This window comes from Paraburkholderia eburnea, from assembly GCF_002917095.1.
Taxonomy (GTDB): Bacteria; Pseudomonadota; Gammaproteobacteria; order Burkholderiales; family Burkholderiaceae; genus Paraburkholderia; species Paraburkholderia eburnea.
Genome location: NZ_PQGA01000019.1, coordinates 16,835 through 38,829 on the forward strand (window position 1 = coordinate 16,835; position 21,995 = coordinate 38,829).

The window sequence follows — 21,995 nt, forward strand, 5'->3', positions numbered from 1 at the left end:
CTTCAGATGCTTAGACGCTTTTGGCTGTTCTTCGCCCAGGCGGTGACGGTCCTGCTGGCGTTGATGTTCATCATCGCGACGCTCAAGCCGCAATGGCTTCAGCACCAGGGGCAATTCGGCAAGCAGCTCGCCGAGCCGATCGTCGCGTTACGCGAGGTGGCGCCAGGCATCGGCGGCGGGTCCGCCCAGGGTTCCTATGCGGACGCCGCGCAAAAAGCGATGCCCGCGGTCGTCAACGTGTTTTCGAGCAAGGATGGGTCGCTGCCACCCGATCCGCGCCAGAACGACCCGCTATTTCGCTACTTCTTCGGCGATAAAAACAACAACCGCAAGCAGCAGGAGCAGCCTGCGGCGAACCTCGGCTCAGGTGTCATTGTCAGTCCGGATGGTTACATTCTAACGAACCAGCACGTGATCGACGGCGCGGATCAGATCGAAATCGCGCTGTCCGATGGCCGCACCACCAACGCCAAGGTGATCGGCATCGACCCGGAAACCGATCTTGCCGTGCTCAAGATCAATCTGCCGAACCTGCCCACCATCACGCTCGGGCGCATGGATCAGACGCGCGTGGGCGACGTCGTGCTCGCCATCGGCAACCCGTTCGGCGTGGGCCAGACGGTCACGATGGGCATCATCAGCGCGCTTGGGCGCAATCACCTGGGCATCAACACGTTCGAGAATTTCATTCAGACCGACGCGCCGATCAACCCCGGCAACTCGGGCGGCGCGCTCGTGGACGTGAACGGCAACCTGCTCGGCATCAATACGGCGATTTACTCGCGCTCGGGCGGCTCGCTGGGCATCGGCTTCGCGATTCCCGTCTCCACCGCGCGCAGCGTGCTGGAAAGCATCATCACGACGGGCTCGGTCACGCGCGGCTGGATCGGCGTCGAGCCGCAGGATCTCACGCCCGAGATCGCCGAATCGTTCGGCATCAACCAGAAGTCGGGCGCGATCGTCGCGGGTGTGCTGCAAGGGGGCCCGGCGGACAAGGCCGGCATCAAGCCGGGCGACATTCTGCTGTCCGTGAACGGCGAGGAAATCACCGACACCACGCGCCTCTTGAACGTCATCGCGCAGATCAAGCCCGGCTCCGACGCCAAGGTTCATCTCGTGCGCAAGAACAAGGACATGGATCTCGACGTGATGATCGGCAAGCGCCCGCCGCCGCCCAAGCAGCCGGCCAACGAGGACGGCGAAGGCGACGACGACGGCGGCTGACGCCACGTCACACCAGGCCGCGCGCAATGCAAAAGGCCGCGAACGTTACCGTTCGCGGCCTTTTTCTCATCGATGCGGCGAAGTCGATCAGCTCGTCGCTTCGCTTTCGCTTTGCGCCTTCTCGCCGGTGCCGACGAAGATGCGCGCCGCGATGATCCCGGCCTCGTACAGCACGATCAGCGGCAACGCCAGAATCAGCTGCGAGAACACGTCCGGCGGCGTCACGACGGCGGCGATGATGAACGCGCCGACGATCACATAAGGCCGCACTTCCTTGAGCTTCTTGACCGTGACGAGACCCATGCGCACCAGAATCACGACGACGATCGGCACCTCGAACGTCACGCCGAAGGCGATGAACATCGTCAGCACGAAGCTCAGGTAATTGTCGATATCGGTCGTCATCTCCGCGCCGAGCGGCGCGTTGTAGTGCGCCATCACGCGGAAAATGGTCGGAAACACCACGAAATACGCGAACGCCATGCCGCACAGGAACAGCGTGTAACTGCTCGCCACCAGCGGCGCGACCAGCTTCTTCTCGTGCTGATAGAGGCCAGGAGCCACGAACGCCCAGATCTGGTAGAGCACGACCGGCAGCGCGATCACGAAGGCCACCAGCATCGTCACCTTCATCGGCACGAAGAACGAGCCGGTCACGTCGGTCACGATCATCTTGCCGTCTTTCGGCAGGTTGTTCATGAGCGGACGGGCCAGCAGCCTGAAAATGTCAGGCGCCCAGTAGACGAGACCGACAAACACCACGATCACGGCGATGCCCGCGCGCATGATGCGGTCGCGCAATTCGACGAGGTGCGAGATGAAGGTCTCTTCAGTGCCCTCGTCCTGTTTTTGTTGGGGGTCGCTCACACCGGCCCTCGGGGGTTGGAGATGGACAAGTTCGAACTCGAATGCGGCATCGGCGGGTCAGAAAAAACGCACCGGACGGCGCAGACTGGCCGGCGTATGCTGCGCGACGCGCGCCGCGCCCGACTGCACGCGCGTGCGCCGCAGCGTGGCGCGCTTGTACCAGACGGGAGCCGCGGCCTGCTTGACGCGCCAGTTTTTACGTTTCGAAGTGACGGCGCCGGCGTTGCCGGAGCGCCAGGCGGTGGCGCTGGAACCATCGGCGATGCCAGGCGTAGCGGAAACATCAAACGCCGCGCCTTCGAGCGACGCAACGGACGAATCAGCGGCGCCGCCAGCAATGCTCGGCGAAACACTCGTGCCCTGGTTCCAGGCGTCGTTCAGCTCGGTCTCGTGCTTGCGCAGATTCTCGTGAACGTTTTTCTCGACGTTCTGCGCGGCCTGCTCGAACTCGCCCTTCATGCGGCGCAGTTCGTCCAGTTCGATCTCGCGCGTGACTTCCGCCTTGACGTCGTTGATATAGCGCTGCGCGCGGCCGAACAGGGCGCCCGCCGTGCGCGCGACGCGCGGCAGCCGCTCCGGTCCGAGAACGACCAGCGCGACGACGCCGATCAGCGCCATCTTGGTTAGACCCAGATCGAGCATGAATGGAGCTTTCCGTCAGCCTTGGGGCGATTCAAACAGAACACGCGGGAATGGACAGTCACCAGCGAGTCACCAGCGGTCATCGACGGCTGCCGCGCCTAGCGGTAGTCGTTCGAACGCGGGGTCTTGTCCTTGGCGTCGACGTCGACCGTGCCGCCGTTCTTGGGCAGCTCGCGCGCTTGCGCGTCCGCGCCCGGCTGCTCGCCGTCGCGCATACCTTCCTTGAAACCCTTCACCGCACCGCCCAGATCGCTGCCGATATTGCGCAGTTTCTTCGTGCCGAAGACGAGCGCCACGATCAACAACACGATCAGCCAGTGCCAGATGCTCAACGAACCCATGATCAAAACTCTCCTTAACCCCGGCGCCGCGCTGTATTCGCGGCGAGAAAACGTTAGCGCGAGGACGCGCTTCACGCTGGAAATGTTGCCTGTAAGGTATTTCGGCTGCGTGGCATTCTGCCCTTTTTCAGCCGCCTTTTCAGAAAGGCCCGTGGCTTACGTGCAACGGCTTGAGAATCAGCCCATGCGCTGCCACGGACGCGGCCCGGCCAGCAGATGCGCGTGCAGGTGGTAGACCTCCTGACCGCCGCCCGGACCCGTATTCACCACGGTGCGAAAGCCGGTTTCGCCGCCGGTGTACGACACGCCCAGATCTTTCGCGAGCCGCGCCACCAGTACAAACATTCTACCAAGCAGCGGAGCCTCGCTTTCGCCGCAATCGGCGAGGGTCGGTATATGGTCGCGCGGAATCACCAGCACATGGGTCTGCGCAGCGGGCCGGATATCGCGGAAAGCGACGAATTCGTCGTCCTCATACACGCGCGTACTCGGAATCTGGCCATCGGCGATCTTGCAAAAGAGACAGGTGCTGCGGTCGTGACTCATGAGGCTCCCGGGCAGCCGCGCCGGACTTGCGGGTGGATCCTCAGAACCACGCGCGCGGATCGGCCAGCGGCTTGTTGTCGTGCAGATACAGCCAGCCTTTGATGATACGGTACAACGTCCAGATTGCGACAGCCCACAGAATCGGAATGCCGATCACCACGACGAACAGCGCTATGCCGATCAGGTGCCCCGCGAGGCCGTACCAGAAGGTGCGGATCTGCCAGGTGAAGTGCTGCTCGTAGGGCGTGCCCGCCGCTTCGTCGCGCTTGAGGTAGTTGATGATGATCGCCACGAGCACGGTCACGCCGCCCGTGAGCCAGTAGAACGCGTAAAGCCCGTAGAGCACATGCGTGAGGGTGCGCAGGCTGCGCAGACGATCCGCGTCAAGCGGATCGCGCAAGGCGGGTAACCGCCGGGCGTGGACATACGTGGCGTCTCCTGTCGACAAAGGCTCGTCCGGGCTGGACGAGCCTCAATGCTTTCGACAAGCCTGCTCGAAGTCAGTTGCCTGAAGCGGTATGGTTACGACGGCGTGGCGATTCAATCGCCGCTCGCCTCGCGCTCCTGGCTCTTGCGCAGCGCCTTCTCCTCCAGGCCCGACAGCCCTTCGCGGCGCTCCAGCTCCGCCAGCACATCGGCGGGGCTCAGGTCGAAGTGCGAAAGCGTGACGAGGCAATGGAACCACAGATCGGCCATCTCGCCGACGAGCGCCTTCGGCGCGCCGCCCTGGCGCACGTCCTTCGCGGCCAGCACGACTTCGGTGGCCTCTTCGCCGACCTTTTTGAGCACCGCGTCGTCGCCCTTGTGGAACAGGCGCGCAACGTAGGAGGAGTCCGGGTCGCCGCCCTTGCGGCTGTCGATCACGGCCGCGAGGCGCAGCAGCGTGTCATTGCTATTCAGTTGCGTCATTTGTAGATGTGTTCGGGGTCTTTCAGCACGGGATCGACGGCGACCCAGCGGCCTTCGTCGACGGTGCCTTCGAATTGCTGGAAAAAGCACGAATGGCGGCCCGTGTGGCACGCGATGCCGGACACCTGCTCGATCTTGAGCAGCACGACGTCTTCGTCGCAGTCGAGGCGAATCTCGCTCACATGCTGCACGTGGCCCGATTCCTCGCCCTTGAACCACAGGCGCTGGCGCGAGCGCGAGAAGTACACCGCGCGGCGCGTCTCGACGGTCTTCGCGAGCGCCTCGCGGTTCATCCACGCGAACATCAGCACGTCGCCGGTCGCGGCTTCCTGGGCAATCACCGGCACGAGGCCGTTGGCGTCCCAGTTGACCTTGTCGAGCCAGCCGGCGTTTTCAATCGAAGTCGAGGTCGTTGCGTTCATGGCGTTACATCCTCACCGAAATGCCCTGATCGGCCATGAAGCGCTTGGCCTCGCCGACGGTGTGCTCGCCGTAGTGGAAGATGCTCGCCGCGAGCACCGCATCCGCGTGGCCCTTGACGACGCCGTCGGCGAGATCCTGCAGGCCGCCCACGCCGCCCGAGGCGATCACGGGCACCGGCACCGCGTCCGACACGGCGCGCGTCAGGTCGAGGTCGAAGCCGCTCTTGGTGCCGTCGCGGTCCATGCTGGTCAGCAGGATTTCGCCCGCGCCAAACTCGGCCATCTTGCGCGCCCATTCGACGGCGTCCAGACCCGTGGCCTTACGACCGCCATGCGTGAACACCTCCCAGCGCGCCGGTTCGCCCGGCGCCGAGGTGCGCTTGGCGTCGATCGCCACGACAATGCATTGCGAGCCGTACTTGTCCGCCGAATCGCGCACGAGCTGCGGGTTCGCGACCGCCGACGAGTTCATGCCGACCTTGTCCGCGCCCGCGTTGAGCAGGCGGCGCACGTCGGTGACGGCGCGCACGCCGCCGCCGACCGTCAGCGGAATGAAGACCTGCGAGGCCACCGCTTCGATGATCGGCAGGATCAGGTCGCGCCCGTCGGAAGTGGCGGTGATGTCGAGGAAGGTGAGTTCGTCGGCGCCCTGTTCGTCGTAGCGGCGCGCGATTTCGACGGGGTCGCCCGCGTCGCGCAGCTCGACGAAGTTGACGCCCTTGACGACCCGTCCGGCGGTCACGTCGAGACAGGGGATGATGCGTTTGGGTAGAGCCATGATCTTGCCGAAGTTGCCAGTCGGTTGATATCGGTCGCGGGCGACATGAGAGCGACATGGGGGCCGCCTCGCGCGACCGGACGCAATGCGTCATGCACGCGGCGCTTCCATTGTCGCGCTTTGCCGCCTGGCGCGAACCTGGCGGGCACGAAACCCGCGCCACGCGTGCGCCGGCCGCATAAAAACAAAAGGCCTCCGTGACGGAGGCCGTGTGCGCGACGCTTACGCGTCGTCGGATTCGCGCAGGCTGTCCGCGCGCGTTTGCGCCGCCGCGAAATCGAGGTCGCCCGAATAAATCGCGCGGCCGCAGATCACGCCTTCGACACCTTCGTCTTCGACTTCGCACAGCGCGTCGATGTCGGCGAGGTTCGACAGGCCGCCGCTCGCGATGACCGGAATCTTCACCGCGCGCGCCAGGCGCACCGTCGCTTCGATGTTGATGCCTTGCAGCATGCCGTCGCGGCCGATGTCGGTGTAGATGATCGATTCGACGCCGTAGTCCTCGAACTTGCGCGCGAGGTCCACGACTTCGTGGCCCGTGAGCTTGCTCCAGCCATCGGTCGCAACCTTGCCGTCCTTCGCGTCGAGGCCGACGATGATATGGCCCCCGAACGCCGTGCACGCTTCCTGGAGGAAGCCCGGGTTCTTCACGGCAGCGGTGCCGATGATCACGTAGGACAGACCGTCGTCGAGATAACGCTCGATCGTGTCGAGGTCGCGGATACCGCCGCCCAGCTGGACGGGGATCTTGTCGCCGACTTCGCGAATGATCTCGCGGATCGCATCTTCGTTCTTCGGCTTGCCCGCGAACGCGCCGTTCAGGTCGACGAGGTGCAGACGGCGCGCGCCGCGCTCGACCCAATGTCGGGCCATGGCCGCCGGTTCCTCGGAGAAAATAGTCGCCTGGTCCATATCGCCTTGTTTCAGGCGAACGCAGTGACCGTCTTTGAGATCGATGGCCGGAATCAGCAGCATAGCTATCGGGTGATATCTGGAAGTGTGGTTGAAATCAGCCGGCATCGGCGGAAAAAAGGCCCGATCCGACGCCGTTTCGCTAGTTTAGTACAACTCTTTCGGCGGCCTTGCTGATGAAAGTCGGCCAGGGCGCACAGGGTCAGTGTGCCCGGCCGTCAGCGCCGCCAGTGAATTACGGGTTCCAGTGCACGAAGTTGCGGTACACGCGCAGGCCCGCGGCGGCGCTCTTTTCCGGGTGGAATTGGGTGGCGAAGATGTTATCCCGCGCCACGGCCGAGGTAAAGGCGGCGCCATACGGCGTTTCGCCTACGGTGTGCGCCGCGTCGGCGGGCACCACGTAGTAGCTGTGCACGAAGTAGAAGAAGCTGTCGTCGGGCACGCCGTCCCAGAGCGCGTGCGCGCGCGACTGGCGCACACGGTTCCAGCCCATCTGCGGCACCTTGAAGCGCGAGCCGTCGTCCTGAAGCTGGCCTGCCAGATCGAAACGCACCACCTTGCCCGGCAGCAGACCGAGCCCCGCCGTGTCGCCTTCGGCGCTCCAGTCGAACAGCATCTGCTCGCCCACGCACACGCCCATCAACGGCTTGCTGCGCGAAGCTTCGATCACGGCGTCCTGCAAACCGGATTCGGCGAGGCTGCGCATGCAGTCGGGCATCGCGCCCTGCCCCGGCAGCACCACGCGATCGGCCGCGCGGATCGCTTCCGGACGCTCGACGATCTGCACATCGGCTTCGGGCGCCGCCTGTTTCAGCGCCTGGGCCACCGAACGCAGGTTGCCCATCCCATAATCCACAATCGCAATTGAAGTTTTCATCTCGATTCAGGACCGTCCGTCCTGGTATCTGGCTAATCCGGCAATCTGCCCGCGGCCATGCGGACTCAAGCACTGACTCAAGCGCGGATTCAAGCGCCGATTAAAGGCTGCCCTTCGTCGACGGAATCTTGCCCGCCTGACGCTCGTCGAATTCGGCGGCTTGGCGCAGCGCGCGGCCGAAGGCCTTGAACACGGTTTCCAGCTGATGGTGCGCGTTCAGGCCACGCAGATTGTCGATATGCAGCGTCACGCCGGCGTGATTGACGAAGCCGCGGAAGAATTCGATCGACAGATCGACGTCGAAACTGCCGATGCGCGCCCGCGTGAACGGCACGTGGAATTCGAGGCCCGGACGGCCCGAGAAGTCGATCACCACGCGCGAAAGCGCTTCATCGAGCGGCACGTAGGCGTGGCCGTAGCGGCGAATGCCCTTCTTGTCGCCGATCGCCTTGGCGACGGCCTGACCGAGCGTGATGCCGACGTCTTCCACCGTATGGTGGTCGTCGATATGCGTGTCGCCATGCGCCTCGACTTCGAGATCGATCAGACCGTGTCGTGCGATCTGGTCGAGCATGTGGTCGAGAAACGGCACGCCGGTCGCGAGCTTTTGCTCGCCGGTGCCGTCCAGATTGATTTTCACGCTGATTTGCGTTTCGCTGGTGTTGCGAACGACTTGCGCGACGCGCATGGCAAATTCCTTCAAACAGCCCGTAACAGGAGGGATTACAGAGGGGACCCGCTCAGGAACAGTGGGGACGGTTCACTTGAGCACAAGCTTCAGGGCGGCGAGCAACTGCACGTTCTCGTCGGGGGTCCCGACGGTCAGGCGCACGCAATTCGCCAGCAATGGGTGCATTTTACTCACGTTTTTGACCAGCACCCGCGCTGTCAGCAGCGTATCGAACACGGCGGGCGCATCGGGCACGCGCACGAGCAGGAAATTGCCCGCACTTTCGAACACTTCGACGCCCGGCAGTCGCGCGACTTCGGCGGCCAGTTGCGCACGGCCTGCGCGCAGCTGCGCGGCCTGCGCGTCGAGCACATCGAGGTGGTCGAGCAGGAAGCCCGCGGCGGCCTGGGTGAGCACGTTGATGTTGTACGGCGGGCGCACCTTGTCGAACTCGTTGAGCCACACCGGACGGCCGGCGAGATAGCCCAGACGGATGCCCGCCAGCCCGAGCTTGGACATCGTGCGCATTACGACCACGTTGTCGAACTCGCCCGCGCGCGCCATCCAGCTCTGCTGCGCGAACGGCTGGTACGCCTCGTCGATCACCACGAGCGCGTTCACGCCGGCGGCGGCGGCGATCATGCGCTCGATGTCGGCATCGGCGAACAGCGTGCCGGTCGGGTTGTTCGGATACGCGAGCCAGATGACGGCCGGCTTGTGCTCGCCGATTGCCGCGATCATGGCATCGATGTCGAGCGTGAAATCGGCGTTCAGCGGCACGCCGACGAACTCCACCTGCGCGAACTTCGCCGACATCGCATACATCACGAAGCCGGGCACCGGTGCGAGCACCTTGGCGCCAGGCTTGGCGCACGCCATCGTGACCATGCTGATGATCTCGTCCGAGCCGTTGCCGAGCAGCACGTCGCAATCGGGCGGCACGCGCATGGCGGCCTTGAGCTTCGCCATCAGCGCCTCGGGGCGCGGCGCGGGATAGCGATTGAGCGCGACGCCCGCGAGATGCTCGCCCAGCCGCGCGGCCAGATCGGCGGGCAGCGGGAATGGGTTCTCCATCGCGTCGAGCTTCAGGAAGCCGGTGGCGTCAGGCACCGGATAGCTCGTCATGGCGAGGACGTCGGGGCGGATAATGTCTTGAGGTGTCGTCATGTCTGCATGGCTCGCGCTGATGCGCGGCGAGCCGGATCGGGCGGCTCAGGAACTGCGTGGGCCGTCCTGGTTATTGTGGTCTGGCTGGTCTCGTGCGTGCGGTCTTGCGCGCCGCTCTTGCGAACTCGTTACGCGCCATGGTGCATACGGCTACTTCGGTGTTCCAGGCATCGAATGCCGCCAACGATATCCGTCACTGCCTGCGAACATCCCAATAATCGGGCACGGCCGGGCCGCGCCAACGCGCCGTCCGGACGCACCGGGCGGCGCGCTTCACATCAATTTCGCATCAAGTCCGCATCAGTGCTTCATGCGGTATTCGGCGCTGCGCGCGTGGGCTTGCAGGCCTTCGCCGTAGGCCAGTTCCGCGGCAATCTCGCCGAGCGTCTGCGCGCCCTCCGCGCTGACTTCGATCAGGCTCGAACGCTTGATGAAATCATAGACGCCCAGCGGCGACGAGAAACGTGCGGTACGAGACGTAGGCAGCACATGATTCGGCCCCGCACAGTAGTCGCCGAGGCTCTCGCTCGTATAGCGGCCAAGGAAGATCGCGCCCGCGTGGCGGATTTCGGCGCCCCACTTCTGCGGCTCCAGCGCCGAGATTTCCAGATGCTCCGGCGCGATGTCGTTGGCGATCGAGCAGGCTTCGGCCATGTCGCGCACCTTCACGAGCGCGCCGCGATCCGTGAGCGACTTCGCGATCACGTCGGCGCGCGGCATGGTCGGCAGCAGTTCGTCGATGGCGGCTTCCACGCGCTTGATGAAGCTTTCGTCCGGGCACAGCAGGATCGATTGCGCGAGTTCGTCGTGCTCGGCCTGCGAGAACAGGTCCATCGCCACCCAGCGCGGGTCGGTCGTGCCGTCGCAGATCACGAGGATTTCCGACGGGCCGGCGATCATGTCGATGCCGACCGTGCCGAACACGCGGCGCTTGGCCGACGCCACGTAGGCGTTGCCGGGGCCGCAGATCTTGTCGACGGCGGGGATGGTATCCGTGCCGTAGGCGAGCGCGGCCACCGCCTGCGCGCCGCCGATCGTGAACACGCGATCGACGCCGGCGATCAGCGCCGCGGCGAGCACGAGCGGATTCTTCACGCCGTCCGGCGTCGGCACGACCATGATGATCTCGCGCACGCCCGCGACACGCGCCGGAATCGCGTTCATCAGCACGGACGACGGATACGCCGCCTTGCCGCCCGGCACGTAGAGGCCGACGCGATCGAGCGGCGTCACTTTCTGGCCGAGCACGGTGCCGTCCGATTCGGTGTACTGCCAGCTATGCGAGCCGCACTCGATACGCTGCTTCTCGTGATAGCCGCGCACGCGCGCCGCCGCCGCTTCGAGCGCCGCGCGCTGCTTGGGCGGCAGGCCTTCGAGCGCCGCTTCGAGTTCGCTGATCGGCAGTTCGAGCGCCGCGACGCTCTTTGCGTCCAGACGGTCGAAGCGCTGCGTGTATTCGAGCACGGCGGCGTCGCCGCGCGCTTTCACGTCGGCCAGGATCTGCGCCACCGAGCGCTCGATCGCCTCGTCTTCGCTCGCCTCGAACGCGAGCACCGCATGCAGCGCCTTCTTGAAGCCTGCCGCGCTGGAATCGAGTTTGCGAATCGTGATAGCCATGCTGATATCCATCCGTGTCAATGATGCGCGGGGCGCGCGCGACGCCTTTTGAGATGCGTGGCGCGCGAGCGGCGCGGATTGGGCGTGCCTGGCGCGAGCGTCCAGCGCTCGCACGACATCACGCCTTAAGCGGCCTGTTCGCCGCGCGACGCGCGTTCGAACGCGTCGAGGAAAGGCCGCAGCGCGGCGCGCTTGAGCTTGAGCGCCGCCTGATTCACGACGAGGCGCGACGAGATCTCCATGATCTCCTCGACCTCGACCAGGTCGTTCGCGCGCAGCGTGCCGCCGGTGCTGACCAGATCGACGATCGCATCGGCCAGACCCACCAGCGGCGCAAGCTCCATCGAACCGTACAGCTTGATCAGATCGACGTGCACGCCCTTGGCCGCGAAATGCTGGCGCGCGGCCTCGGTGTACTTGGTCGCCACGCGCAGGCGCGCGCCCTGGCGCACCGCGTTGGCGTAGTCGAAGCCGTTCTTCACGGCCACCGACAGGCGGCAGCGCGCGATATCCAGATCGATCGGCTGATAGAGACCGCCGCCGCCATGCTCGTTGAGCACGTCCTTGCCCGCCACGCCGAAGTCGGCCGCGCCGTATTCGACATACGTGGGCACGTCGGTCGCGCGCACGATGATGACGCGCAGGTTCGGGTCCGTGGTCGGCAGGATCAGCTTGCGCGAGGTTTCCGGATCTTCGGTCACGTGCACGCCCGCCGCGGCGAGCAGCGGCATCGTCTCTTCGAAGATGCGGCCTTTCGAGAGCGCGAGCGTCAGCGGCGCGCCCGCGGCCGCTGCCGGAGTCGGCTTGGAGACGACCGTGCTCATGCCTCGTTCCCCTTGATGCGCTTGACGTTGGCGCCGAGCTTCGTGAGCTTGGCCTCCATGCGGTCGTAGCCACGGTCGAGGTGATAGATGCGGTCGATCAGCGTTTCGCCGTCGGCGCACAGGCCCGCGATCACGAGGCTTGCCGAAGCGCGCAGATCGGTCGCCATCACCTTCGCGCCCGAGAGCTTGTCGACACCCGCGATCAGCGCGGTCTTGCCCTCGATGGTGATGTGCGCGCCCAGGCGGTTCAGTTCCTGGACGTGCATGAAGCGGTTTTCGAAGATGTTTTCGACCACTTGCGAGGTGCCGTCCGCGATCGCGTTGAGCGCCATGAATTGCGCCTGCATGTCGGTCGGGAACGCCGGGTATTCGGAGGTGCGCAGATTCACGGCGCGCGCGCGCTCGTGCATGCGCACGCGCATCCAGTCGTCGCCCTCTTCGATCGACACGCCCGCTTCGCGGAGCTTGTCGGTGACGGCGTCGAGGGTATCCGGACGCACGTTGCGCAACGTGACGTCGCCGCCCGCGGCCGCGACCGCGCACAGGAACGTGCCCGCTTCGATGCGGTCGGGAATGACGGTGTGCTGCGCGCCGTGCAGCTTGTCCACGCCCTGGATGACGAGGCGGTCGGTGCCGATGCCGTCGATCTTCGCGCCCATCGCCACCAGCAGGTGCGCGAGGTCGCCCACTTCCGGCTCGCGCGCGGCGTTTTCGATGACGGTCTCGCCCTCGGCCAGCACGGCGGCCATCAGCAGGTTTTCCGTGCCGGTGACCGTGATCATGTCGGTGACGATGCGCGCGCCCTTCAGGCGCTTCGCGCGGGCTTCGATGAAGCCGTGCTCGATGTTGATCTCGGCGCCCATCGCCTGCAGGCCCTTGATGTGCTGGTCGACCGGACGCGCGCCGATGGCGCAGCCGCCCGGCAGCGACACCTTGGCCTCGCCGAAGCGCGCGAGCAGCGGCCCGAGCACGAGGATCGAGGCGCGCATGGTCTTGACCAGTTCATACGGCGCCACGAGGCTCGTGACCTTCGAGGCGTCGAGCTGCACCCGCGTGCCGTCCTGCTCGGTGCGCACGCCCATCTGGCTGAGCAGCTTGAGCGTGGTGCGCACGTCCTGGAGGTCGGGCACGTTGTCCAGATGGACGGGTTCCGCGCTCAGGAGGCCCGCGCACAGAATCGGCAGCGCAGCGTTCTTCGCGCCGGAAACGATGACTTCCCCCGCGAGCTTTTGCCCGCCGACGATGACGAGTTTGTCCATGCCTGAAGTTTCCTGATCGGTGCGGCCGGCTTGATGGGTCGCGTCTTGATGAGCGGCGCCGCTGGCTGCGGCGCCTTTATCCTGGGTGATTCGCACTGAGATTCCAGATTATGCGTTCTGCCATTCGGCGGGCGTGAGCGTCTTCATGCTGAGCGCGTGGATTTCCTGACGCATGCGATCGCCGAGCGCCGCATAGACGAGCTGATGGCGCTGGATCAGACGCTTGCCCTCGAACGCCGACGAAACGACGATCGCTGAGAAGTGCGTGCCGTCGTCGCCCTCGACCTCCAGATGCTCGCACGCAAGCCCGGCCAGGATGTACTGCTTGAGCTGTTCCGAAGACAACATGGTTAATGCTCCTGCCTGAATTTCACTTAGTGGCGCAGCTTGTAACCGCTTGCGAGCAGACGCATCGCAACGGTGGCCAGCACCACGAAAAAGACGAAAACGATCGCGAGGCTCGCGAGCGGGTTGATATCGGACAGACCGAAGAACCCGTAACGGAAGCCGTCGATCATGTAGAAGAACGGGTTAAGCCGCGACACCTCGCGCCAGACCGGCGGCAGCGTATGCGTCGAATAGAACACGCCCGAAAGGAACGTGAGCGGCATGATGAGAAAGTTCTGAAACGCCGCGAGCTGGTCGAACTTCTCGGCCCAGATCCCGGCGATCAGGCCGAGCGTGCCGAGGATCGCCGAGCCGAGCACCGCGAAGGCGATGATGTAGAGCGGCGCGGCGAAGCTCATCGGAATGAACCAGATCGTCACGACGAACACGCCCGCGCCAACGGCGAGGCCGCGCACGATCGAGGCGAGCACGTAAGCCCCAAACATCTCCCATGCAGCCAGCGGCGGCAATAGAACGAATACGAGATTGCCCGTGATCTTCGACTGGATCAGCGAAGACGACGAATTGGCGAAGGCGTTCTGCAGCACGCTCATCATCACGAGGCCCGGAATCAGGAAGCTCGTGTATTCCACGCCCGGATAGACCTCGACGTGCCCGCGCAGCGCGTGGCCGAAGATCGTCAGATAGAGCAGCGCGGTGATGACCGGCGCCAGCACGGTCTGGAAGGCGACCTTCCAGAAACGCAGCACTTCTTTGTAAAACAGCGTACTGAATCCACTATAGCCGCTCATGCCAGCCCCTCGATCACTTCCGGACCGTTCATCACCTGCACGAAGACGTCTTCGAGATCCGCCTTGCGCACTTCCATCTCTTCGAGCTTGCAGCCGTTCGCGCGGCACAGCGACAGGATGCGCTCGACCTCGTCGTAGCTCGACAGGCGCAGCAGATGCTGGTTGACGTTGCCGTTGGGCAGGTTCGACATGTCGACTTCGAGCGAACGCAGCTCCGTGGGCAGCGCGCCGGCCGAAAAGCGCAGATAAAGCTGCATGCCCGCGAAGCGCTGCAGCAGCGTGCTGGTGCGTTCGAGCGCCACCACCTCGCCGCGACGCAGCATGGCGATGCGGTCGCAGAGTTCCTCGGCTTCTTCGAGGTAGTGCGTGGTCAGCACGATCGTGTGGCCTTCGCGGTTCAGGCGCGCGATGAACTTCCAGAGCGTCTGGCGCAGTTCGACGTCCACGCCGGCGGTCGGCTCGTCGAGCACGATCACCGGCGGGCGGTGCACCAGCGCCTGCGCGACCAGCACGCGGCGCTTCATGCCGCCCGAGAGCGCACGCATGTTGACGTCGGCTTTCTCGGTGAGATCGAGATTGGCCATGACTTCGTCGATCCACGCATCGTTATGGCGCAGGCCGAAGTAGCCGGACTGGATGCGCAGCGTCTCGCGCACCGTGAAGAACGGATCGAATACGAGTTCCTGGGGCACGACGCCCAGGTTGCGGCGCGCATTGCGGTAATCGCTGACGACATCGTGACCGCGCACGGCGATCGTGCCTTCATCGGCTCGCGCGAGGCCGGCAAGCGCGCTGATGAGCGTCGTCTTGCCCGCGCCGTTCGGGCCGAGCAGCCCGAAGAACTCGCCTTCTTCGACCGTGAAGCTGACGCCCTTGAGCGCCTGAAGCTCTTTGTAGCGCTTCTTGACGTTGCGGATTTCTATGGCTGGCATGACTCAGACGCCGCCCGTTTTGAACGGCGCGGCCGGTAAGTGCATCAATGCTGCGGGGAGGACCGCGGGGAAACCTTATTAGGGACGGCTTTCAGTTGCCTGAAACGCCTTCGCCGCCTCCGGAACCCGGGGCAACGCCCAAAAAACGTTTGATTATAGGCCAAGTCGGAAAGCCCGACCCGACCTGGTCTGAACAGGGAGACTGGAAATGCGACGGCTTGCGGCGACGCTCCCGGCGATGAGCCGAAGCGGCGCGCCGCAAGACCGGCGCGCGTCAATGTCGCTCGTGCAGGAGCGTATCGACGCCGTAGGCGCGCGCGAGAGCCGCGAGCGCGGTGGGCAGATTGAGGACGCTGAGGGTGGCGCCGCGTTCGTTCGCGGCGCGCTGCCAGGCGATCAGCACGGCAAGCGCCGACGAGTCGAACTGCGTGAGCGCGGTGCAATCGACGGCGGTGGCGCCCGCCTTGATCTGGGCGAGACCCGCCGAGAGCGCGGCGGTCGCGCTCTCGTGGGTCAGCGTGGCGCCCGTGGCGAAGCGCTCGCTCACGAAGCGGCCTTGCCTGCGGCGAGTTGCTGGTTACGCTGCGTGAGGAACGAGATCAGGCCTTGCACACCGCCCTGCTGGATCTTTTCCTGGAACTGCTGCTGGTACGCCTGGATCAGCCATGCGCCGAGCACGTTGATGTCATAGACGCGCCAGCCTTGCGGCGTCTTGTAGAGACGATAGTCGAGTTCGATCGGCTGGCCGTTGTTCAGCACCGTCGAGCGGACCACGACATCGGTATCGTCCGGGCTCGCACGGAACGGCTTGTATTCGATCTGTTGATCGCGGACCTGGGCGAGCGCGCCCGAGTACGTACGGATCAGCAGCGTCTTGAACTGCTCGATGACCTGCTGTTGCTGGTCGGGCGTGGCGGCGCGCCAGTTGCGGCCCATCGCGAGCTGGGTGGTGCGGCGGAAGTCCGTGTACGGCAGGATCTTCTCGTTCACGAGTTGCGTGATCTTGCCGATGTCGCCGGATTGAATCGACTTGTCGCCCTTGACCTGGTCCATCACCTGCTGCGTGATCGTCTTGACCATGGCGTCAGGATTGCTGGTGTCGACCGTCTGCGCGGATGCAGAACCTGCAAACCCGGCAAACGCAAAAAACATGGCAAAAAGCGGAGACAGAAAGAATTTTTTCATATCGAGTCCTGCAAGTAGGGGAAATACGCCCCGTTGGACGCCAACGATATCACGCGAGTTCTATCGCGCTGAGTCAAGAAGTGCCAGGAAACTGCGACAAGCGTATCGACTTGTTACGTCAGACGTGGGCTAACGGGGCGTCGGCGCGACGGGCCGCAATATCGGGAAACATTGCTGCCGCGCCGCGCCGGATGCCTTGATCGACCTGCGCTCAATGTAGACGCAGCATGCCCGGATAGCCGATGCGCGCCGGCGGCACCATCTGGTCGCCGGGCACATTGGTCGCGGAAGCGCCGTTTGGCGCCTCGGCACCGGAAGCGGGCGCCGTCACGCCTGCCGGACCCTCGAGCGTGGCCGGAGCGGTCGGCGCGCCGTTCGGGTAGGCCGGCGCCATGCTGGCCGCGTTCGGGGTAGCCGCACGCGCGGTGCCCGACGCCGGCATGGCCGCAGCCGCCCCGGCAGCGCCTTCGTCAGGCTCGCCGTAGTTCGGCGGCGGCGCGCCATCGCCGTAATCGGGCACGTGACCGTCCGAGAGCTGGTAGCGGCGGCGCTGCAGATAGGTGTTGCGCACGAACGAGTACTTGTCGATCGCCGCGCCTTCGAGCAGGTCGCTCGCACCCAGCAGGTTCGCGCGCGTGCTGACGACGTTCAGGCCGTAGAGACCCCAGGACACGGCCGCCGGATCGATATAGCTGACCGGGTTGATGAAGTAGTTGCCCACCAGACCCACGCCGTCACGCACCGTGCTCGGACCAAACAACGGCAGCACGAGATACGGGCCGGCCGGAACGCCGTAGTGGCCAAGCGTCAAACCGAAGTCCTGGTTGTGCTTGGGCAGCTTCGCGAGCGTCGCCACGTCGAACAGGCCGCCCACGCCGAAGACCGTGTTGATCACGATCCGCATGATGTCTTCGACGCCGTCGGTGATCTTCAACTGCAGGAAGTTGTTGGCGGCGTTGTAGACGTCGCCGATATTGGCGAAGAAGTTCGTCACGCTGTCACGCACGGGTTGCGGCGTGATCTTCACGTAACCCTTGGCGACCGGCTTGAGCGCGTACTGGTCCACCTTGTCGTTGAACGTGTAGACCGTGCGGTTGAAGCCTTCCCACGGATCGTCCTTCGACGGCGTCTGCACCGTCGAGCATGCCGTCAGCGCGAGCGCCGCAACGCCGATCGTGATGGCGCGCATGCGTGTGGTGATCATCTCTTATTCTCCTTATTGGGCCGCCGCGCCGGAGCCGGACCGCGCCGGCGCCGGTGCGGGCGCGGGTGCGGCACTTTCGCCGCCCGCTGCCCCGCCTGCCGCCCCGTTCGCGGCCCCGTTGCCTGCGCCGCTACCCGCGCCGCTGCCAGATTTCGAGGCGCCCGAATCGGCCGCCTTGCTATAGAGGAACTGACCGATCAGGTTCTCGAGCACGATCGCCGACTGGGTCATGGCGATAGTGTCGCCGCTCTTGAGCATTTCGGTGTCGCCGCCCGGCTCCAGACCGATGTACTGTTCGCCGAGCAGGCCCGACGTCAGGATCTTCGCCGACGTGTCCTTCGGGAACGGGTACTGCTGGTCCAGGTTGATCGTGACGAGCGCCTGATAGGTATTGCTGTCGAAGCCGATCGACGCCACCCGGCCCACGGTCACGCCCGCGCTCTTGACGGGCGCGCGCGGCTTGAGGCCGCCGATGTTGTCGAATTTGAGCTTCACGGTGTAGGTCTGCTGGAACGAAAGCGAGCTCATATTGCCGGCCTTCAGCGCGAGAAACAGCAGCGCAATGAAGCCCAGCACCACGAACAGGCCGACCCAGAAGTCGAGAGCAGTCTTTTTCATCGTCATCCCAATGAGAATCCGTTGCGGCGGCGCCGGGTTTCAGGCGCCTGCCGCGTGGCCCGCACGCCGCCTTCAGGCTGGCGTGTTTCGGGCCCGAGCTTTAGCTGAACATCAGCGCGGTAAGCAGGAAGTCGAGGCCGAGCACCGCGAGCGACGCGTACACGACGGTCTTGGTCGTCGCGCGCGACACGCCTTCGGGCGTGGGCTTCGCTTCGTAACCCTGGTACAGCGCGGTGAAGGTCACGGCGAAGCCGAACACAAGGCTCTTGATCACGCCGTTGCCCACGTCCGCCCAGACATCGACGCCGCCTTGCATCTGCGACCAGAACGCACCCGCGTCCACGCCGATCAGCAGCACGCCCACGACGTAGCCGCCCAGAATGCCGACTGCGCTGAAGATCGCCGCCAGGATCGGCATGGCGATCACCCCCGCCCACATGCGCGGCGCGACCACGATACGCACGGGATCGACCGCCATCATTTCCATGGCCGTCAGTTGCTCGCCCGCCTTCATCAAGCCGATTTCGGCCGTCAGCGACGTGCCCGCGCGGCCCGCGAACAGCAGCGCCGTGACCACGGGGCCGAGTTCGCGCACGAGCGAGAGCGCCACCAGCAGGCCGAGCGCCTGTTCCGAGCCGTAACGATTGAGCGTGTAATAGCCCTGCAGACCCAGCACGAAACCAACGAACAGGCCGGACACCGCGATGATCAGCAGCGAATAATTACCGACGAAGTGGATCTGCTTCGTGACAAGACGCGGTCGGCGCAGGAGCGGGAAAAATTCCAGCACGAGACGCACGAAAAAGCGCGTGGCATGGCCCGCGCGCGTGATCGAGTCGAGCACGCCGCGGCCGACCGAGCTGATGGCGCCGATCATGAGCGGCCTCCGCCAATGCCGAAGTCCGCGTCGAGCGGCACGTTCGTCGGGTAATGGAAGCGGAACGGGCCGTCCGGCGCGCCGTCGATGAACTGACGCACGATCGGATCGGTCGAGGCGCGCAGCTCCGCAGGGGTGCCCTGCGCCTGCACTTTGCCGTTCGCGACGAAGTAGACATAGTCGGCAATGGCAAACGACTCCGGTACGTCGTGCGTGACGAGAATCGACGTCGCGCCGAGCGCGTCGTTCAGCGTGCGGATGAGGTTCGCCGTAATGCCGAGGGAAATGGGGTCGAGTCCAGCGAAGGGCTCGTCGTACATCATGAGTTCGGGGTCGAGCGCAATCGCGCGCGCCAGCGCCACGCGGCGCGCCATGCCGCCCGAGATCTCCGAAGGCGCGAGGTCGCGCGCGCCGCGCAGGCCCACGGCATTGAGCTTCATGAGCACGAGGTCGCGGATCAGTTCTTCGGGCAGATCGGTGTGTTCGCGCAGGGCGAAGGCGACGTTCTCGAACACGGACATGTCCGTGAACAACGCGCCGAACTGGAACAGCATGCCCATCTTGCGGCGCAGCGCGTAGAGGCCTTCGCGCGTTTGCGCGCCAACGTCCTGGCCCTGAAACAGCACCTGGCCGCGCTGCGCGCGCACGAGCCCGCCGATCAGCCGCAGCACCGTGGTCTTGCCGCCGCCCGAGCCGCCCATGACCGCGACCACCTGACCGCGGCCAAAGCGCATGTTCAGTCCGGACAGGACGAGCCGGTCGCTATAGCCGAAGTCGACGTCGCGCAGCTCCAGAAGGGTCTCAGAGGATGAGGGCACGTAAGCTGACAAGTCCATTTACACGAAGGCGGGATTATAGGGCCATCGTGAAATTGATGCCGTGACGCGCCCATGACCCTTTGATGTGGCAACGGCGCCGTCCGGCGCCCGTTGCCGCTCGTTCCTCGCCGCTTCGCGCGCCGATTAGACCGGGGTGCGCGGCTTGCGGCGAGGCCGGGCCATTATTGCGTAAACGCTTTGCGCAGCGCAGCAACGGCGGCAGCCGGGTCGGCGGCCTCGGTGACCGCGCGCACGACCGCCGCGCTGCCCGCGCCGGTGGCGAGCACGTCCGGCAGCACGGCGCCGTCGATGCCGCCGATCGCGACCATCGGCACCACGCCGTCGAGCAACTGCACGTAGCGCGCGAGGCGCTTCATGCCCTGCGGGGCCGTCGGCATCGACTTGGTCGTGGTGGCGAACACCGCGCCGCACGCGATATAGCTCGGGCGGAAGTGCAGCGCCGTGAGCATTTCGAAGTAGCCGTGCGTGGACAGGCCGAGGCGAATACCCGCTGCGGCCAGCGCGTTCAGATCGGCCTCGCGCAGATCTTCCTGGCCAAGGTGGACGCCGTAGGCGCCCGCAGCCAGCGCGGCCTGCCAGTGATCGTTGATGAAGAGTTGCGCGTCATGCTTGCGGCCCGCCGCGACGCAGCGCTCGATCTCGCGCGTGAGTTCCGGCGAGTCAGTCTGCTTGCTGCGCAGTTGCACGGTCTTCACGCCGAAGTCGAGCACGCGTTCGACCCAGTCGGCGCTCGGCAGCACCGGGTACAGGCCGAGCTTTTGCGGGCAGGTCGCGAACGGCCGCGCAGGCGCGTCCGGCAAGCCCAGCACACGCGGAAAGCGCGCGATATCGACCGGCCAGGCGTCGGCCTTCTGCTCGTCGCCGTCGCGCCAGGCGAGCGCCAGCACGAGTGCGTCGTGCGGATCGAAACCGCAGTCGAGGAACGCGGCCAGCGCGGGGATCCAGTCTTCGGCCTGCGAACCTGCCAGCGCATAACGCTCGCCGCCCAGATGCAGCGTAACGAGCGCGGCTTGCGGATCGTCGCCCTTCGCCTCGATCACGCCCGCGCCTTCGGTCATCCAGCGCGCGATGTTCGCCAGGTGCGGCGCGGCGTCGGTCACGATGATCAGATCGCCGCCATTGGGCGCGTCCGGCGGCGTGAGGCACAGGCGCCAGGGCGCGAGCGTAGCCGGCCAGTCACCGAGCTTCGCGCGGATGCGCTCGGCGGTTTCGGTCAACTCGTCGGCCGGCGGCCAGAACAGTTCGCGGTCTTTGAATTGCAGCTTATCGGTCGTATCGGTCATCACTTGCCTCCATCCTGGTGCCAGAACGGCATGCCGACCACCGGCGTGCTCGCCACGGCGGCTTCGCGTTCGGCCATCGGCCCGGCGAGATACGCCGTGCGGCCCGCCTCCACGCCCAGCGCGAACGCGCGCGCCATCGCCTCGGGATGCGTCGCCTGCGCCACGGCCGTATTGAGCAGCACGCCGTCGAAGCCCCACTCCATCACCTGCGCCGCGTGAGACGGCAGGCCGAGACCCGCATCGACGATCAGCGGCACGTCGGGCAGCCGCTCGCGCAGCACGCGCAGGCCGTAGGGATTGATCACGCCCTTGCCGGTGCCGATCGGCGCGCCCCACGGCATCAGCGCCTCGCAGCCCGCGTCGAGCAGGCGGCGGCCGATCACGAGGTCCTCGGTGCAGTACGGCAGCACCTTGAAGCCGTCCTTCACGAGCCGCGCGGCGGCTTCGATCAGGCCGACCGGGTCGGGTTGCAACGTGTAGTCGTCGCCGATCAGTTCGAGCTTGATCCAGTCGGTGTCGAACACTTCGCGCGCCATGTGGGCCGTGGTCACGGCCTCGTTGACGGTCAGGCAGCCGGCCGTGTTCGGCAGGAGCGGCACGCCATGGCGCTTGAGCAGATCGAAGAAGCCGGCTTCGGCGGTACCGTCGTTCATCTGGCGGCGCAGCGCGACGGTAATCATGCCGGGGCGCGCGGCCTCCATCGAATCGGCCAGCGATTGCAGCGACGGATAGCGCGAGGTGCCGAGCAACACGCGGCTCTGGAAGGTTTCGCCATAGAGCGTGAGCGCGTCGGCGGTGGGTTGGGTGGTCATGGCGTGGAATCCTTGGCGGATGGCGGGGACGCGGGGGCGGATCGTTCGAGG

Annotated in this window: 27 protein-coding genes; 1 reads left to right on the forward strand and 26 read right to left on the reverse strand. The window is 65.4% G+C overall.

The features are described from left to right. Positions 1-6: 6 nt before the first annotated feature. Positions 7-1,224: a Do family serine endopeptidase gene (locus B0G62_RS25010; RefSeq protein ID WP_103706899.1), complete on the forward strand. Its 1,218-nt coding sequence runs from the start codon at positions 7-9 to the stop codon at positions 1,222-1,224. An 87-nt stretch (positions 1,225-1,311) separates the two neighbouring features. Here B0G62_RS25010 and tatC read toward each other — a convergent pair whose 3' ends face one another. The 26 genes from tatC to B0G62_RS25140 form a co-directional block, all read right to left on the reverse strand. Beyond that, positions 1,312-2,091, reverse strand: a complete 780-nt coding sequence (gene tatC / locus B0G62_RS25015) for a twin-arginine translocase subunit TatC (RefSeq protein WP_103706900.1) — start codon at positions 2,089-2,091, stop codon at positions 1,312-1,314. Positions 2,092-2,148: 57 nt separating this feature from the next. Further along, entirely contained in the window at positions 2,149-2,733 is a 585-nt protein-coding gene (gene tatB / locus B0G62_RS25020; protein ID WP_103706901.1) for a Sec-independent protein translocase protein TatB, read from the reverse strand. 98 nt (positions 2,734-2,831) lie between these two features. Beyond that, positions 2,832-3,074 carry a Sec-independent protein translocase subunit TatA gene (gene tatA, locus B0G62_RS25025; RefSeq protein WP_103706902.1) on the reverse strand — a complete coding sequence of 81 codons (243 nt, stop codon included), beginning with the start codon at positions 3,072-3,074 and terminating at the stop codon, positions 2,832-2,834. Between the two features lie 177 nt (positions 3,075-3,251). Further along, positions 3,252-3,620: a histidine triad nucleotide-binding protein gene (locus tag B0G62_RS25030; RefSeq protein WP_103706903.1), complete on the reverse strand. Its 369-nt coding sequence runs from the start codon at positions 3,618-3,620 to the stop codon at positions 3,252-3,254. A gap of 40 nt (positions 3,621-3,660) precedes the next feature. After that, positions 3,661-4,020, reverse strand: coding sequence for a DUF4870 family protein (locus tag B0G62_RS25035; protein WP_103706904.1), 360 nt, complete (start codon positions 4,018-4,020; stop codon positions 3,661-3,663). A gap of 140 nt (positions 4,021-4,160) precedes the next feature. After that, on the reverse strand, positions 4,161-4,529 hold the full coding sequence (locus tag B0G62_RS25040) for a phosphoribosyl-ATP diphosphatase (RefSeq protein ID WP_103706905.1): 369 nt from the start codon (positions 4,527-4,529) through the stop codon (positions 4,161-4,163). Then, positions 4,526-4,951, reverse strand: a complete 426-nt coding sequence (gene hisI / locus B0G62_RS25045) for a phosphoribosyl-AMP cyclohydrolase (RefSeq protein ID WP_103706906.1) — start codon at positions 4,949-4,951, stop codon at positions 4,526-4,528. Before hisI ends, B0G62_RS25040 begins: the two co-directional genes overlap by 4 nt. A gap of 4 nt (positions 4,952-4,955) precedes the next feature. Continuing rightward, positions 4,956-5,729, reverse strand: coding sequence for an imidazole glycerol phosphate synthase subunit HisF (gene hisF, locus B0G62_RS25050; protein WP_103706907.1), 774 nt, complete (start codon positions 5,727-5,729; stop codon positions 4,956-4,958). 222 nt (positions 5,730-5,951) lie between these two features. Then, a complete protein-coding gene (gene hisA, locus B0G62_RS25055) occupies positions 5,952-6,704 on the reverse strand; it encodes a 1-(5-phosphoribosyl)-5-[(5-phosphoribosylamino)methylideneamino]imidazole-4-carboxamide isomerase (protein WP_103706908.1) in 753 nt (250 codons plus the stop codon). Between the two features lie 172 nt (positions 6,705-6,876). Continuing rightward, on the reverse strand, positions 6,877-7,518 hold the full coding sequence (gene hisH, locus B0G62_RS25060; RefSeq protein ID WP_103706909.1) for an imidazole glycerol phosphate synthase subunit HisH: 642 nt from the start codon (positions 7,516-7,518) through the stop codon (positions 6,877-6,879). A 100-nt stretch (positions 7,519-7,618) separates the two neighbouring features. Beyond that, positions 7,619-8,206, reverse strand: a complete 588-nt coding sequence (gene hisB, locus B0G62_RS25065; RefSeq protein WP_103706910.1) for an imidazoleglycerol-phosphate dehydratase HisB — start codon at positions 8,204-8,206, stop codon at positions 7,619-7,621. 72 nt (positions 8,207-8,278) lie between these two features. After that, positions 8,279-9,355, reverse strand: coding sequence for a histidinol-phosphate transaminase (gene hisC, locus B0G62_RS25070; protein WP_103706911.1), 1,077 nt, complete (start codon positions 9,353-9,355; stop codon positions 8,279-8,281). Between the two features lie 300 nt (positions 9,356-9,655). Further along, positions 9,656-10,972, reverse strand: a complete 1,317-nt coding sequence (gene hisD, locus B0G62_RS25075; protein ID WP_103706974.1) for a histidinol dehydrogenase — start codon at positions 10,970-10,972, stop codon at positions 9,656-9,658. 125 nt (positions 10,973-11,097) lie between these two features. Then, complete coding sequence (gene hisG / locus B0G62_RS25080) at positions 11,098-11,796, reverse strand: ATP phosphoribosyltransferase (protein ID WP_103706912.1); 699 nt, start codon at positions 11,794-11,796, stop codon at positions 11,098-11,100. Then, positions 11,793-13,055 (reverse strand): UDP-N-acetylglucosamine 1-carboxyvinyltransferase, encoded by a 1,263-nt coding sequence (gene murA, locus B0G62_RS25085; protein WP_103706913.1) that lies wholly within the window; start codon positions 13,053-13,055, stop codon positions 11,793-11,795. The genes hisG and murA overlap by 4 nt, the downstream gene beginning before the upstream one ends. Positions 13,056-13,163: 108 nt before the next feature. Next, complete coding sequence (locus tag B0G62_RS25090; RefSeq protein ID WP_103706914.1) at positions 13,164-13,403, reverse strand: BolA family protein; 240 nt, start codon at positions 13,401-13,403, stop codon at positions 13,164-13,166. 26 nt (positions 13,404-13,429) lie between these two features. Continuing rightward, a complete protein-coding gene (locus tag B0G62_RS25095; protein WP_103706915.1) occupies positions 13,430-14,194 on the reverse strand; it encodes an ABC transporter permease in 765 nt (254 codons plus the stop codon). After that, the gene (locus B0G62_RS25100) at positions 14,191-15,126 is read right to left on the reverse strand and encodes an ABC transporter ATP-binding protein (protein WP_103706916.1); all 936 of its coding nucleotides are present in this window, start codon (positions 15,124-15,126) and stop codon (positions 14,191-14,193) included. The genes B0G62_RS25095 and B0G62_RS25100 overlap by 4 nt, the downstream gene beginning before the upstream one ends. 274 nt (positions 15,127-15,400) lie before the next feature. Next, positions 15,401-15,673: an STAS domain-containing protein gene (locus tag B0G62_RS25105; RefSeq protein WP_103706917.1), complete on the reverse strand. Its 273-nt coding sequence runs from the start codon at positions 15,671-15,673 to the stop codon at positions 15,401-15,403. Further along, complete coding sequence (locus B0G62_RS25110) at positions 15,670-16,311, reverse strand: MlaC/ttg2D family ABC transporter substrate-binding protein (protein ID WP_103706918.1); 642 nt, start codon at positions 16,309-16,311, stop codon at positions 15,670-15,672. Before B0G62_RS25110 ends, B0G62_RS25105 begins: the two co-directional genes overlap by 4 nt. A 211-nt stretch (positions 16,312-16,522) precedes the next feature. Then, on the reverse strand, positions 16,523-17,515 hold the full coding sequence (locus B0G62_RS25115; RefSeq protein WP_103706919.1) for an MlaA family lipoprotein: 993 nt from the start codon (positions 17,513-17,515) through the stop codon (positions 16,523-16,525). Between the two features lie 12 nt (positions 17,516-17,527). Further along, positions 17,528-18,139 carry an outer membrane lipid asymmetry maintenance protein MlaD gene (mlaD, locus tag B0G62_RS25120; RefSeq protein ID WP_103706920.1) on the reverse strand — a complete coding sequence of 204 codons (612 nt, stop codon included), beginning with the start codon at positions 18,137-18,139 and terminating at the stop codon, positions 17,528-17,530. A gap of 94 nt (positions 18,140-18,233) precedes the next feature. After that, positions 18,234-19,010 (reverse strand): lipid asymmetry maintenance ABC transporter permease subunit MlaE, encoded by a 777-nt coding sequence (gene mlaE / locus B0G62_RS25125; protein WP_103706921.1) that lies wholly within the window; start codon positions 19,008-19,010, stop codon positions 18,234-18,236. Next, positions 19,007-19,828 (reverse strand): ABC transporter ATP-binding protein, encoded by an 822-nt coding sequence (locus B0G62_RS25130; protein ID WP_407671241.1) that lies wholly within the window; start codon positions 19,826-19,828, stop codon positions 19,007-19,009. Before B0G62_RS25130 ends, mlaE begins: the two co-directional genes overlap by 4 nt. Positions 19,829-20,010: 182 nt before the next feature. Beyond that, positions 20,011-21,132 carry a thiamine phosphate synthase gene (gene thiE / locus B0G62_RS25135; protein WP_103706923.1) on the reverse strand — a complete coding sequence of 374 codons (1,122 nt, stop codon included), beginning with the start codon at positions 21,130-21,132 and terminating at the stop codon, positions 20,011-20,013. Beyond that, entirely contained in the window at positions 21,132-21,944 is an 813-nt protein-coding gene (locus tag B0G62_RS25140; protein ID WP_103706924.1) for a thiazole synthase, read from the reverse strand. Before B0G62_RS25140 ends, thiE begins: the two co-directional genes overlap by 1 nt. Positions 21,945-21,995: the final 51 nt, after the last annotated feature.